We start from the raw sequence: 13,330 nt of genomic DNA, 5'->3' as shown, positions 1-13,330 counted from the left end.
ACACTTCCGACATGAACAGCATTGATCTCATCATCTTCGACTGCGACGGCGTTCTCGTTGATTCGGAAATCATCGCCAGCGAGGTCGAGGCCGAGCTTCTGACCGAGGCCGGCTATCCGATCAGCACCGAGGAAATGGCCGAGCGCTTTGCCGGCATGACATTTCACAACACGCTTCTCGCCATCGAGAAGGAAGCCGATATCCCGCTTTCCGCAGCGCTTCTCAGCAAGAACGAAGCGATCCTCGACAAGCGGCTCGCCAGCGATGTGCTGATCATCGAAGGCGTCCAGCCGATGCTGGCGCAGCTGAAGCTGCCGCATTGCATCTGCTCGAACTCGACCTCGGCGCGCCTTTCGATGATGCTCGCCAAAGTCGGCATCAAGGATCACTTCGGCAAGCATATCTATTCGGCCCGCGATCTTGGCGAAGACCGGGTCAAGCCGAAGCCGGACATCTTTCTGCACGGCGCCAAGCAGTTCGGGATCGACCCTTCCCGGGTACTGGTGATCGAGGATTCCGTCCATGGCATCCATGGCGCCGTCGCCGCCGGCATGCGCGTCGTCGGCTTCACCGGCGCATCGCACACCTATCCCTCGCATGCCGACAAGCTGACGGAAGCCGGCGCCGAGACGGTAATTTCGCGCATGAGCGCATTGCCGGGCGTCATTGCGGCTCTTGCGGCATGGTCGGAAACGCTGACGGCGTAACAACGGATTTAGTACCAACAAAAAAGCCGGTGCGATTATCGTCGCACCGGCTTTTTTCATTCAGCAGGAAATTCCCGCTTATTTCTTCTTCTTGTTCTTGCCTGCAGCCGGACCTTCGTCGAAGCCGACATAAATCTTGGCGAAGCCGCCGGCGCCGCCGGGCAGCGTGATGTTGGTCTTGGTGAAGATGAACTGGGCGGAACCGGCGCCGGTTGGCACTTCGACCGGATACTGCGTCAATTCCGAATAGAGCGTGTTCGAGCCGTCGGTCGCAGCGACCCGGATCGGCAGGTTGACCGTTCCGGCACCACCGGCCGGGCCTGCAACGACGCGGCCCTGGACGACCACGGTCATCACCAGCTGGCTCTCGTTCTGGACGCACTGACGGGTCGTGTCGGCCAGCGATGCCTGGTAGACGATCTTGGTCGGATCATCCTTGGCGCCCTTGGCATAGGTGCGGTAATTGGCGGTGCCATCGAGCAGGTAGACCTGCGGGCAAGACCCCTGAATGACGGCCGGTGTCGGCGCTGCCGCACTGCCGCCTGCGTCGATCGCGCCGCCCGTGTCCGTTTTGTTGCAGCCTGCGATGACCACGAGAAGTGAAATACCGAGAAGACGGCTGGAGATTTTACCAAACACCTGACTTGACCCTCTGCCTTGCACAATTGATGTCGCAGGCGTGACTGACCGTAAAATAAGGTATTTTTCGGTTTTCCGCCCCTGCAACTTGAGCCTTTCAAGACTCTTGGCGATGGTCTATAGCAGCGACGCATTGAAAAATCGATTGGAGTCTGAAGCCGGAACGCCAATTTTTCAGAACGCGCTGGAATGGCCGGCTAAAGGTGAAAATCCGATGTTTCCGTCGGCTTTGCCAAGGGTTGACGCAAAAAGAACCGTGGTTGCCACCCGGTTCGACTAGGGTGCCGTTCAATTCCCGCCGCATCCTCCGCGGCAGCAAACAGACGACGAAGGATGGTCACGGTGAAGTATATCTCGACGCGGGGCGAAGCCCCTTCGCTGGGTTTTTGCGATGCGCTTATGGCAGGTCTCGGTCGCGACGGCGGTCTTTACGTGCCGGCGGAATGGCCGAGTTTCACCAAGAAGGAAATCCGGGCGATGCGCGGAAAATCCTATCAGGAGATCGCGTTTACGGTCCTTTCCCCTTTCATCGACGGTGAGATCCCCGACGACAAGTTCAGGGAAATGATCGCGGAGGCCTACGCGACCTTCCGCCATCCGGCCATCGCACCGCTTGTCCAGACCGGCCCGAATGCTTTCATCATGGAGCTTTTCCACGGCTCGACGCTGGCGTTCAAGGACGTTGCCATGCAGTTGCTGGCACGGCTGATGGATTACGTGCTGACCGAGCGCAACGAACGCGCCACCATCGTCGGCGCAACGTCAGGCGACACCGGCGGCGCTGCGATCGATGCCTTTGCCGGACGCGACCGCACCGACATCTTCATCCTGTTTCCGCATGGCAAGGTTTCGCCGGTGCAGCAGCGCCAGATGACCACATCCGAGGCCAGCAATGTTTATGCGCTGGCAATCAACGGCAATTTCGACGACTGCCAGAGCCTCGTCAAAGAGATGTTCAACGACGTCGCCTTTCGCGACAGCGTTGCGCTGTCCGGCGTCAACTCGATCAACTGGGCCCGCATCATGGCCCAGATCGTCTACTATTTCACCACGGCGCTGGCGCTCGGCGGCCCGGACCGGATGGTTTCGTTCACGGTTCCGACCGGCAATTTCGGCGATATCTTCGCCGGTTATGTAGCGCGCCAAATGGGCCTGCCGATCGACAAGCTGGTGGTTGCCACCAATGAAAACGACATTCTTGCCCGCACGCTGGAGACCGGCCGCTACGAGATGCGCGACGTCAAGGCGACCACATCTCCGTCGATGGACATCCAGATCTCTTCCAATTTCGAGCGGCTGCTGTTCGAAGTTTATGGCCGCGACGCTTCCAAGGTGCGCGGCGCCATGGCCGGCCTGAAGCAGTCCGGCTCCTTCGAGATCGAGGAAGACGCGCTCAAAGCCATGCGCAAGGTGTTCCGCGCGGGCCGCGCCACCGAGAAGGATGTGGCGAAGACTATCGCCAAGACGCTGGAGACCACCGGCTATCTTCTCGACCCGCATACGGCCATCGGCGTCTTCATTGCCAACAAGCACGAAACCGTAAGCGTGCCGATGGTGACGCTGGCCACAGCGCACCCGGCGAAATTCCCGGCTGCAGTAAAATCGGCCAGTGGTATTGACCCGGCGCTTCCAACGTGGCTTGCTAATCTGATGGTCAGGGAGGAGCGTTTCGACGTTCTCGACGCCGAGCTAAAAGCTGTTGAAACCTTTATCAACGAGCGGGCCCGCATCCGGAAATAAGGACGCAGAAAGACGTATGATGAAAGTTGAGTGCACCCGGCTGCAATCCGGGTTGACGGTCGTCACCGAGAATATGCCGCATCTTGAAAGCGTCGCACTCGGGGTCTGGATCAAATCCGGTTCACGCGATGAAACCACGGACGAGCACGGCATTGCCCATCTGCTGGAACATATGGCGTTCAAAGGCACCGCACGGCGTACAGCCCGCGACATTGCCGAACAGATCGAAAATGTCGGCGGCGAAGTCAACGCCGCGACATCAACGGAAACCACCTCCTACTACGCCCGTATTCTTCAGGACGATGTTCCGCTCGCTGTCGATATCCTCGCCGACATTCTGACGGAATCCTCCTTCGATGAGGACGAGCTGCAGCGCGAAAAGCAGGTCATCCTGCAGGAAATCGGCGCAGCCAACGACACGCCCGACGATGTCGTCTTCGACAAATTCGCCGAAACCGCCTTTGCCAACCAGACGATCGGCCGCCCGATCCTCGGCACGCCGGATACGGTTTTATCCTTCACGCCCGAACAGATCCGCGCCTATCTCGACCGCAACTACACCACCGACCGGATGTTCGTCGTTGGTGCCGGTGCTGTCGATCATGATAGCTTTGTACGACAGGTTGAAGACCGGTTCTCCAGCCTGCCGCAAAAACCGGCCGCATCGCCGGTCGCCGATACCGCCCATTATACCGGCGGTGATGTGCGCGAAAGCCGTGACCTGATGGACGCGCAGGTGCTGCTCGGCTTTGAGGGCAAGGCCTACCATGCCCGCGATTTCTACTGTTCGCAGATCCTTGCCAACATTCTCGGCGGCGGCATGTCGTCCCGGCTGTTCCAGGAAGTGCGTGAGCATCGCGGCCTGTGCTATTCGGTCTATGCTTTCCATTGGGGCTTTTCCGATACCGGTATCTTCGGCGTTCACGCGGCAACCGGCGGCGAAAACCTGCCGGAACTGATGCCCGTCATCATCGATGAACTGCGCAAGTCGTCGATGAACATCGAGCAGCAGGAAATCGACCGCGCCCGCGCCCAGATCCGGGCCCAGCTTCTGATGGGACAGGAAAGCCCGGCAGCGCGTGCTGGCCAGATTGCCCGCCAGATGATGCTTTATGGCCGCCCGATCCCCAATGAAGAACTGATGGAGCGTCTGTCCGGCATTACCGTCGAACGCCTGACCGATCTTGCCGGCCGGCTGTTCTTCGATACCGTCCCTACCCTGTCGGCAATCGGCCCAGTCGAAAAACTGGCCCCGATGGACGATATTCTCGGTGCGCTTTCCAGCAAGGCTGTCCGGGCTCGGGCTGCCAACGGCTAACTTTTTTCTGATGAGCGATCTCCGGGCGTTCGTCGAGCGCCCGGCACTCTCGCATATGGTCTCAACCCGTTCGCTGCGGAGGCTTCTATGACACGATCGGTCTTTCGGTTTCTGTCACGGCAGCCGGGTCCGATCGAGATTGGCAACGCGGCGCATATGCTGCGCCTGCCGAAATCTACCGATTACCGCCAATGGTACCAGTTACGCAGCGAAAGCCGCGCCTTTCTCGAGCCCTGGGAGCCGACCTGGCGGGCCGATGAGATGACCGAAAGCGCCTTTCGCACCCGGGTCATCCGCAACGAACAGGAATTCGCCTCCGGTCAGGCGGTACCGTTGTTCATCGTTTCACGGACTGAAGACCAGCTGATCGGCGGCCTGACCATCGGCTACATCCGCAGGGGTGCCGCCCAATGCTGCATGATCGGCTACTGGATGGGCGAGAGATTTGCCGGCCAGGGGCATATGGCACAGGCGGTTAAACTGGCTATCCCCTACATCTTTTCGAGCCTTCAGTTGCACCGTATTGAAGCAGCCTGTATTCCCGAGAACCACAGAAGCATCCGGCTCCTTGAAAAGGCCGGGTTTCAGCGCGAAGGCTATTTGCGGGAATACCTGAAAATCAACGGGCAATGGCGGGACCATCTGATGTTCTCCCTGCTCTCGCAGGACAGCATGCAACAGAAGAATTCGAGTGATTGATGTTTTTGACCCGCCTGCCATTTCTCCCGTCAGCACGAAGGCTCTTGGCGCTTCTCTCCGCCATGATGGTCACGTTCTGCCTGATCGGTAGCGGCACGGCGCTGGCGACCGAGCCCGTCAAGATTTCGCGCGAGGACACGGCACTCGACCTGACGGCGACGACGGAAATCTACACCGGCCGCGGCGAAGCCTTTCAGGTTTCGACGGCGCCGGGCACCGACGGTATCGTGCGGCGCATCGAGGTGCGATCCAGTGCCGAAAACCACCAGGGCGACTGGGCTGTGTTTGCGCTTGCCAACGTCTCGGAAGAACAGCTGGAGCGCGTCATCGTCGCTCCGCATTTCCGTCTGGTGAATTCAAAACTGTTCTGGCCTGACCTTGGATCGCAGCGCATCCTGTCGATCACCCCGAGCGAAGGCTTCGCGCTCGACCGCCAACCCAGCGACGAAGCGGACGTGTTCCGCATCACGCTCAACCCCGGCTCGGTCATCACCTTCGTCGCGGAACTTGCCGGCCCCGACCTGCCGCAGATCTATCTGTGGGAACCCGACGCCTACAAGGATACGGTTAACGCTTTCACACTCTATCGCGGCATCGTGCTTGGCATTGCCGGCCTGCTTGCGGTGTTCCTGACCATCCTGTTCGTCGTCAAGGGCACCTCGATGCTGCCGGCGACGGCGGCGCTTGCCTGGGCTGTGCTGGCCTACATCTGCGTCGATTTCGGTTTCCTGTCGAAGCTGATCTCGATTACTGCCGGGGACGAGCGAATATGGCGCGCGGGCAGCGAGGTGTTTCTCGCCGCAGGCCTGGTGATCTTCCTGTTCACCTATCTCAACCTCAACCGTTGGCATCAGCACCTGAGCTACGCGACGCTTGCCTGGATCCTCGGTCTTGGCCTTTTGTTCGGCGTTGCCATCTACGATCCGGCCATCGCGTCGGGTATCGCCCGTCTTTCCTTTGCGCTGACCGGCACGGCCGGTATCGTGCTGATCGCCTATCTCGGTTTCAACCGCTACGACCGCGCCATCCTGCTCGTGCCCGCCTGGCTGCTGATCCTCGTCTGGCTGTTCGGCGCCTGGCTGACGGTCACCGGCCAGCTTGCCAATGACATCGTCCAGCCGGCGCTCGGTGGTGGCCTCGTGCTGATCGTGCTCTTGATCGGCTTTACGGTGATGCAGCACGCCTTTGCCGGCGGCGCCTATAGCCAGGGTCTGTTTTCCGATCTGGAGCGCCAGTCGCTGGCGCTAACCGGCTCCGGCGACACAGTCTGGGACTGGGACGTCGCGCGCGACCGCGTCGTGACTATCCCCGACATTTCTGCTCAGCTGGGCCTGTCGCCCGGCACCATGCATGGCGCCGCCCGCAACTGGCTGCCGCGCCTGCACCCTGATGACCGAGACCGGTTTCGCGCGACGCTGGACTTCCTTCTGGAACACCGCAAGGGGCGGCTGAACCACGAATTCCGTGTGCGCGCCGAAGACGGCCATTACCACTGGCTGTCGATCCGTGCCCGGCCGGTGCTGGGTGCTAATGGCGAAATCATCCGCTGCGTCGGCACCATCGTCGATATTACCGAACAGAAGAATTCCATCGACCGGCTGCTGCACAATGCGCTCAACGACAACCTGACCGGATTGCCGAACCGGCAGATCTTCCTTGACCGGCTGCAATCGCTTCTGTCGCTGGCGCCGGGTTCGAGTGCCGTGCGTCCAACCGTCATCACCATCGACATCGACCGCTACAAGCAGGTCAACGACATGCTGGGCATTGCTGCCGGCGACAATATCCTGATCGCCCTGACCCGCCGTCTGCGGCGGCTGGTGAAACCCCAGGACACGCTGGCGCGTCTTGGCGGCGACGAATTCGGCCTGATCCTGATGTCGGAGCGCGATACCGCTAAAGTCGCCGATTTCGCTGATGCAGTCTCCAAGGCGATCATGGTGCCACTCAATTTCGGCAATCGCGAAATCAACCTGACGGCCTCGATCGGCCTCGTCTCCTGGGTCGATCAACAGGAGAATGCTGCAGGTCTGCTCGACGATGCCGAACTGGCAATGTTCCGCGCCAAGAAAGCCGGTGGCAATCGTGTCGAGCCTTTCCGCCCGGCTTTCCGCGCCTCTGGCACCGATCGCCTGCAGCTCGAAACGGACCTGCGCCGCGCCATCGAGCGCAAGGAGCTAAGCCTCGTCTACCAGCCGATCGTGCGTCTGGTCGATGCAGAGATCGCCGGCTTCGAGGCCCTGATGCGTTGGGAGCATCCCAAGCGCGGCAGTATTTCACCGTCGGAATTCATCCCGATCGCGGAGAGCACCGATCTGATCAACGAATTGGGCATGTTCGCCTTCGAAAGAGCGACGAGCGACCTGACCGAATGGCAGATCCAGACCGGCGACCTGCCAATCTTCGTGTCCGTCAACCTGTCGAGCGCGCAGCTGCTCAACAACGATCTCTATGACGATATCCGTGCGGTTTTGAACAAGAACCATTGCGATCCGCGCAAGGTGAAGGTGGAACTGACCGAATCCGTCGTGATGGAAAACCCGGAACAGGCCCGCCTGGTTCTAGAAAAGCTGAAGGACGCAGGCCTCAGGCTGGCGCTCGACGATTTCGGCACCGGCCATTCATCATTGGCCTACCTCACCCGCTTTCCCTTTGACACGATCAAGATCGACAAGTCACTGGTCAGGGATCCCAGCGACAAGCGCTCGATCCTGTTGCGTTCGGTCATCACCATGGCCCGTGAACTGGAGATGCAGGTGGTTGCCGAAGGTATCGAATCCGAAGAAGACGCCATCCAGCTTTCGCAGATGGGCTGCGACTTCGGCCAAAGCTTCCTCTTCGGCCCGCCAATCGGCTCGGATTCGATCCAGCGACTGCTGAAGGAACGCTTTCCGCTGATGAAGCGGGCGTGAGAAGAGTAGAAGTTTTTATATCACGTATCTCAATCGACTGGCGTCTGGTACCGGCACATCGCGGATAATTTCCGGTGCCTCAACTTATGAGGACTGACATTTTCGTGCACTGATACCATTTGACTTTTGGACCGAGGCGAATGAGTAGCGAACATGGGTCTGTTGCGGGAAACGATTGATAACTCGGGGCTACGTCTGAAATGCACAGCGTGTCAGAGGTATTTCAGAAAGGACGTCCGCGCCCTCACAAGTAAAACAATAGCCACTCTCATGCTGCTTTTCGCTTGTCTGCGCCCGGCAGTGGGAATGCAACCTTGCCCCTACAATGAGAGCGAGCTCTTCGCGAATGCAAAAACTGTCGTTGAGGCTCGCGTAAGGTCACTGTCAATCGGCGATTTCGGCATTGTATCAGCTGAAGAAAAAACGTCGGCAAGCACGGTGAAAGTAGACTTGGAGATTAAGAGAGTGATCAAAGGTGACTTCACTGGAAAGGAAGCCACCATATACGGAATCGCCTATGATTTGGCGCTCGGACCGCTTAAATCGTTGGCCGTGATGGCGGCTGTCTATGGCTTAGATGAGGCTGTATCGTTCGAGGTGGAGTTATCTCGCCAAGAGCTCGACGATTCCGGGCTTGCCGCCTTTTCTTTGAGAAGCTGTGGCAGCTACTGGAAATTTCCCCATCTCCTGGAATAGCGGTCGTCCAACATTAGCTACGATTTCTACCCTGTATCCAATGGACGCCTCCGGAACAGGCCCGCCTGGTTCTGGAAAAGCTGAAGGACGCAGGCCTCAGGCTGGCGCTCGACGATTTCGGCACCGGCCATTCGTCGCTCGCCTATCTCACCCGCTTTCCGTTCGACACGATCAAGATCGACAAGTCACTGGTTAGAGACCCCAGCGACAAGCGCTCGATCCTTCTGCGTTCAGTCATCACCATGGCGCGCGAACTGGAGATGCAGGTGGTTGCCGAAGGGATCGAGTCCGAAGAAGACGCCATCCAGCTTTCGCAGATGGGCTGCGATTTCGGCCAAAGCTTCCTCTTCGGCCCCCCGATCGGCTCGGATTCGATCCAGCGGCTTCTGAAGGAACGCTTTCCGCTGATGAAGCGGGCGTGAGTGGGCCGGATTTTTATATCTTGTAGCTGATTCGATGGGCGTCTGCTTGCGGCCCGAAGCGGACATAAGCTGCCGAATTCGGGGGCAGCTTTGCGCCTTCATTTCGGATGTTCAAGGTTCATGATTGAACTCTGAAAGCGGAAATTCGCTGCAGCGGGACTAAATGACAGCTTTGCACTGAACTTGAAGATCTATTATTCGCCGATGAGATCTTCCGCGGTCCGCCTCCAATAGGGATCTTGAACGAACTCTTTGGCAAGAAATCCCATCAGTAGCGATATTCTGTGTACGCCCCGAAGGTCTGGATGGGTGAGCACCCAGAGCGTGTTCGCGGGTGCCGTGTGATAGGTGAAACACCGCTTCAGGTCTGAACGGCGCAAATCGTCCGGCAAGAGCGCAACACCGCAGCCCTCCGCTGCCAGACGCGCCATGGCGGTGAGATCATCGCATGCGATTGCCGTCACAGGCTGCTTTTCATTCAACACGTCACGAAAAGCCGGATGACGCAGCAATTGTCCTACCGGCATGGCCAATTTATGTTGTGAAAGGTCGGATGGGCCGTCCAGCCGCGCAGCGGTCTCGAGGTAGGAGGGGGCCGCGTAGACAGCCCAATCGATATCGAGAACACGCCGTCCCCAAAGATGGTCAGGTGGATTATGGGCGACTCGCAAGGCGACGTCCGCGCCCCGGTCGGACATGTTCATTTCCTGGTTCGAAACCAGAAGTTCCACCCGAACGTTGGGATGCGCCTCGCTGAAATTCATCAGATAACGCGGCAACACGGTGTCGGCAAAACTGCGCGGCGCGGTAAGGCGCACAATGCCCTCGGCATTTCCGTCCCTGCCGCTTACACGCCGGTCGATCGCCTCGAAAGAGCGGGCGATACCAAGACCTATCTCGCGCATTTCATTGCCCGCGTCCGTCAACACAAACCGGCCTTTGACACGATCGAACAAACGCGTGCCCGTCTGTTCTTCAAGCAGGGCAATGTGCCGGAAGACCGTCGCATGGCTCAGTCCGGTAAGCCTGGCGGCGCGAACCTGAGAGCCCGTTTCGCAAACCGCGAGAAACACTTTGACGAGGTTCCAGTCCAAATTCTGGCCAACTTCATTTCAAATTTGCAATATGAAATCTCAAAAATGCATATATCCATCTTTTCTGCAACAGAATATCCTCAGCTCATACCGACAACGGCAATGAAGGACATGGATATGATTGGATACACTTCGCTTGGCACGGCCAACCTGCCCCGCGCGGAAAGCTTCTATGACGCTTTATTGGCGGAGTTCGGCGCAAAACAGGTGATGCACATGGATGATTTCATCGTCTGGGCAGACGAAAATGGCGGCGCGGCCTTTTCAATTCATGTTCCTGAAAACGGAAAAGAACATTCGGTCGGCAACGGCGTAATGATTGCGCTCGCGGCATCCGGCCAGACACAGGTTAACCTGGTGCATGAGAAGGTTTTGAAATTGGGAGGCGTCGATGAAGGCAAGCCCGGATTTCGGGCCGACGGCTTTTACGCCGCCTATTTCCGCGATCTGGACGGCAACAAACTCAATGTCCACTGCATGGTCAGTTGAGCCATGCCGTTGGAACCCTACAAGATCGTAGGGCACAGATTGTGCCCTTATGTGCAAAGGGTCGTTATCGTCATGATCGAAAAAGGCATTGACTTTGAACGGATCGATATCGACCTCGACAATAAACCCGCCTGGCTCGGCGATATATCGCCGGGTCGTCAGGTGCCGGTATTTTGGGCTGGGCGCGACGAATGGCTATTCGAATCCGGTGTTATTGCCCGTTATCTGGATCAGGTGACAGAGGGAGGTCTGATGCCCAGCGATCCTTGGCCGCGCGCTTGTCATGAAGCCTGGATGGCCTATGCGGATGGCATGCTGAATATCGTCGCCCGCATTATCTACCGCGATGTCGACGAATCCGCTTTCGCAATCTCGTTGCGAGAGCTTGAGGAGCGACTGCGGATTGTCGATGACCGTTTTCAGCCGCAAAAATACTTCGCGGGTGATGCTTTCGGCCTTGTCGACGCGGTGTTTGCAACACTTTTCCGGTATTTTTCTGTTTTCGATAGAGTGTCGGAAACGAAACTGAATGACTCGCTTCCACAAAAACTCACAGAATGGTGGGCTCTTGTAGGCAGCCATAAATCGGTGAAAGACGCGGTACCGCCAACCTATGAGGCTGAACTTGTACAGTTCATCGCCCAAAAGGAAAGCCATGCCGCTCGGGTGCTAGGCACAGCAAGTGGATAGAACTGTTACTGCAACGACCCAACATCCTGGGTCACGCAACCACAGTATATTTCTTGAAGACGTGCAACTGACACGCGTAGTGCTCAAGCGCATGTGGGTGAGCGTTCATTTCCAGTTGTTCAGCATGCAGGCGATGGGGCCGACCGTAACAAGTCGATATGTAATTGATCGGCAGTGTTTGTTTGTTCGCAGCCTAGAAGCAGACATTCCGCTGACGGCCCCATTCCAGCCTCCAACCTCGAAGCAGTTCATGTCTCCATTGGCGCAAAGCAGCCGACAGCAATACCTTAAGTGCGGCCGGCCGCATCCGCGAAGTAAAATCGGAATCTTTCGGCCGCTGCTCAATGAAGCAGTGACCACGCCCTACTGCCCGTACACCGCCCCTGCCCGCCGGATCAGCCGGTTGATGAAATCGAGTTTCTGCACCACCGGTGGTGAAAGCACGAAGGGGTAACTGTCGGGTTGGCCCATGCTGCGCTGGATGCTGTTCAGCGCCACGCTGAGAGGCACCCAGGCATCAAGAAGCGTTTGTGCGTCCAGGGCCCGGTAGGGATCGAAATCGACTTCTGCGGCCATCTCTTCATGGCGGCGCGGTTCGGTCGTCAGGCCGAACGAGCGCGCGGTTTCCAGCGTGTCGACGATGTGGAAGAAATGCGCCCAGCATTCGGCAAAATCCTCGGACGGATGGCTGCTGGCATAGGTGCTGATGAAACGCGCCTGCCAGTCGGTTGGCGGTCCCTGTTCGTAGTTGCGCTCCAGTGCCTCGGCATAATCAGCCCGTTCGTCGCCGAACAACGCCCGCGCCTCGGCGAGCGTCTGGTCGTCGCGCACAAGCTGAACCCAGTAGAAATGGCCGATCTCATGGCGGAAATGGCCGAGCAATGTCCGGTAGGGCTCGTTCATCGACACCCGCACGCTTTCGCGCGTTGCGTCATTGGCTTCGGCTGCCCGCAGGCTGATCAGGCCATCCTCGTGACCGGTCATGGCCGCAACGATATTGCCGTTTGCATCGACCTCGTCGGCGAGGAAATCAAACACCAGTCCGCCGTCCGGATCCACATCGCGGCCGGGACGCGGCAGGTTCCAGCGCAGCAGCGAGTAGAACAGATGGCGTTGTGCCTGACCGATCTTCTGCCAGCGCAGACGGCCCTCCGGATTGCCGGTGACCGGCACGATGCGGTTGTAGCGGCAGGCTTGACAATAGACGTGCGTGTCGTTGGTGGAGATCAGCCAATTGCAGATGTCGTCTGCCGCATTGGCACAAAAGCGAACATCCGCCACTTGGCGCGAGGATGCCTGCCACAGATCGTCGCCGGCAGGCGTCAAAGCCTGCATCGCCATGGCCTCCGGCAGAAAACCAAGCTGCGATCCGCAATTGATGCAGACGCGATTGTCGAAGTGAACGGGATTACCGCAATTGCCGCATTCGTAAAGTCTCATGGCCCGCCCGCTAATCTCGACGTAAAGGATGCTGGCGCAGCTGATGCCGGCCATGACCTGGTCTCATTCACAGAGAAATGCCCGCCGGCACAAGGCACAGCGGGCATCGGCGCTGAAATCTTCCATCCAGTTGAACCCGTCAGGACAGTCGATTCGCGCACTTTGGAGCCGCCGGCACCTCTTCGAGATGACCGGCGGCGAACCGGATTACATACGATCAACGGTGCCCTTGACGGCATCCTTGGCCTTGCCGGTGGCCGTCTGGACCTTGCCCTTGATTTCCTGGCCCTTGCCTTCAGCCTGCAATTTCTCGCTGCCGGTTGCCTTGCCGGCAGCCTGCTTGACCTTGCCCGCTGCCTGATTGGCGGCGCCGGAAATCTTGTCGGAAGTGCTACCCATGATCAGTCTCCTTGAGAGGTTGAGGACATGAACGGATCGTCCTGCCCTTGCGACTGGAAAACGGGAAGCGGCTCGATTTGTTCCG

12 protein-coding genes and 1 pseudogene are annotated in these 13,330 nt (G+C 58.5%); 9 read left to right on the top strand and 4 right to left on the bottom strand.

From position 1 onward, the window contains the following. The first annotated feature begins 11 nt into the window (after positions 1-11). Positions 12-707, top strand: coding sequence for an HAD family hydrolase (locus R6X40_RS09265; protein ID WP_318412863.1), 696 nt, complete (start codon positions 12-14; stop codon positions 705-707). Positions 708-785: 78 nt separating this feature from the next. Here the strand turns inward: R6X40_RS09265 and R6X40_RS09260 are convergent, their stop codons facing one another. After that, positions 786-1,346 carry a hypothetical protein gene (locus R6X40_RS09260; RefSeq protein ID WP_318412861.1) on the bottom strand — a complete coding sequence of 187 codons (561 nt, stop codon included), beginning with the start codon at positions 1,344-1,346 and terminating at the stop codon, positions 786-788. Between the two features lie 333 nt (positions 1,347-1,679). Between R6X40_RS09260 and thrC the strand changes: the two genes are divergently transcribed. From thrC to R6X40_RS09230, 6 genes and pseudogenes are all read left to right on the top strand, one after another. Next, on the top strand, positions 1,680-3,086 hold the full coding sequence (thrC, locus tag R6X40_RS09255; protein WP_318412859.1) for a threonine synthase: 1,407 nt from the start codon (positions 1,680-1,682) through the stop codon (positions 3,084-3,086). A gap of 16 nt (positions 3,087-3,102) precedes the next feature. Then, positions 3,103-4,404: a pitrilysin family protein gene (locus R6X40_RS09250; protein ID WP_318412857.1), complete on the top strand. Its 1,302-nt coding sequence runs from the start codon at positions 3,103-3,105 to the stop codon at positions 4,402-4,404. An 87-nt stretch (positions 4,405-4,491) separates the two neighbouring features. After that, on the top strand, positions 4,492-5,103 hold the full coding sequence (locus tag R6X40_RS09245; protein ID WP_318412856.1) for a GNAT family protein: 612 nt from the start codon (positions 4,492-4,494) through the stop codon (positions 5,101-5,103). Further along, entirely contained in the window at positions 5,103-8,015 is a 2,913-nt protein-coding gene (locus R6X40_RS09240; protein WP_318412855.1) for an EAL domain-containing protein, read from the top strand. Before R6X40_RS09245 ends, R6X40_RS09240 begins: the two co-directional genes overlap by 1 nt. 153 nt (positions 8,016-8,168) lie before the next feature. After that, entirely contained in the window at positions 8,169-8,711 is a 543-nt protein-coding gene (locus R6X40_RS09235; protein ID WP_318412853.1) for a hypothetical protein, read from the top strand. Positions 8,712-8,761: 50 nt separating this feature from the next. Then, positions 8,762-9,133, top strand: a pseudogene (locus tag R6X40_RS09230) (EAL domain-containing protein); the annotation flags it as partial. A 194-nt stretch (positions 9,134-9,327) separates the two neighbouring features. Here the strand turns inward: R6X40_RS09230 and R6X40_RS09225 are convergent. Further along, positions 9,328-10,206, bottom strand: a complete 879-nt coding sequence (locus tag R6X40_RS09225; RefSeq protein WP_412178356.1) for a LysR family transcriptional regulator — start codon at positions 10,204-10,206, stop codon at positions 9,328-9,330. Positions 10,207-10,329: 123 nt separating this feature from the next. Here R6X40_RS09225 and R6X40_RS31580 point away from each other — a divergent pair, with 123 nt between their 5' ends. Both R6X40_RS31580 and R6X40_RS09215 read left to right on the top strand, forming a co-directional pair. Next, on the top strand, positions 10,330-10,716 hold the full coding sequence (locus R6X40_RS31580) for a VOC family protein (protein ID WP_412178355.1): 387 nt from the start codon (positions 10,330-10,332) through the stop codon (positions 10,714-10,716). 3 nt (positions 10,717-10,719) lie between these two features. Beyond that, complete coding sequence (locus tag R6X40_RS09215; RefSeq protein ID WP_318412847.1) at positions 10,720-11,406, top strand: glutathione S-transferase family protein; 687 nt, start codon at positions 10,720-10,722, stop codon at positions 11,404-11,406. Between the two features lie 363 nt (positions 11,407-11,769). Here the strand turns inward: R6X40_RS09215 and R6X40_RS09210 are convergent, their stop codons facing one another. Both R6X40_RS09210 and R6X40_RS09205 read right to left on the bottom strand, forming a co-directional pair. Continuing rightward, a complete protein-coding gene (locus R6X40_RS09210; RefSeq protein WP_318413250.1) occupies positions 11,770-12,846 on the bottom strand; it encodes a putative zinc-binding metallopeptidase in 1,077 nt (358 codons plus the stop codon). Positions 12,847-13,053: 207 nt separating this feature from the next. Further along, entirely contained in the window at positions 13,054-13,245 is a 192-nt protein-coding gene (locus R6X40_RS09205; protein WP_113243031.1) for a CsbD family protein, read from the bottom strand. Positions 13,246-13,330 lie beyond the last annotated feature (85 nt).

It is taken from the genome of Rhizobium sp. PL01 (assembly GCF_033447125.1).
Taxonomy (GTDB): Bacteria; Pseudomonadota; Alphaproteobacteria; order Rhizobiales; family Rhizobiaceae; genus Pararhizobium.
Note: the sequence above shows the minus strand (reverse complement) of the source record. Positions and strands in the feature narration are given on the sequence as shown.

Excerpts from the sequence above, each read along its gene's own strand:
- R6X40_RS09215 (WP_318412847.1), top strand. The coding sequence starts at position 10,720 with ATGCCGTTGGAACCCTACAAGATCGTAGGGCACAGATTGTGCCCTTAT.
- R6X40_RS09235 (WP_318412853.1), top strand. The coding sequence starts at position 8,169 with ATGGGTCTGTTGCGGGAAACGATTGATAACTCGGGGCTACGTCTGAAA.
- thrC (WP_318412859.1), top strand. The coding sequence starts at position 1,680 with ATGGTCACGGTGAAGTATATCTCGACGCGGGGCGAAGCCCCTTCGCTG.
- R6X40_RS09205 (WP_113243031.1), bottom strand. The coding sequence starts at position 13,245 with ATGGGTAGCACTTCCGACAAGATTTCCGGCGCCGCCAATCAGGCAGCG.
- R6X40_RS31580 (WP_412178355.1), top strand. The coding sequence starts at position 10,330 with ATGAAGGACATGGATATGATTGGATACACTTCGCTTGGCACGGCCAAC.
- R6X40_RS09250 (WP_318412857.1), top strand. The coding sequence starts at position 3,103 with ATGATGAAAGTTGAGTGCACCCGGCTGCAATCCGGGTTGACGGTCGTC.
- R6X40_RS09245 (WP_318412856.1), top strand. The coding sequence starts at position 4,492 with ATGACACGATCGGTCTTTCGGTTTCTGTCACGGCAGCCGGGTCCGATC.
- R6X40_RS09210 (WP_318413250.1), bottom strand. The coding sequence starts at position 12,846 with ATGAGACTTTACGAATGCGGCAATTGCGGTAATCCCGTTCACTTCGAC.
- R6X40_RS09265 (WP_318412863.1), top strand. The coding sequence starts at position 12 with ATGAACAGCATTGATCTCATCATCTTCGACTGCGACGGCGTTCTCGTT.
- R6X40_RS09240 (WP_318412855.1), top strand. The coding sequence starts at position 5,103 with ATGTTTTTGACCCGCCTGCCATTTCTCCCGTCAGCACGAAGGCTCTTG.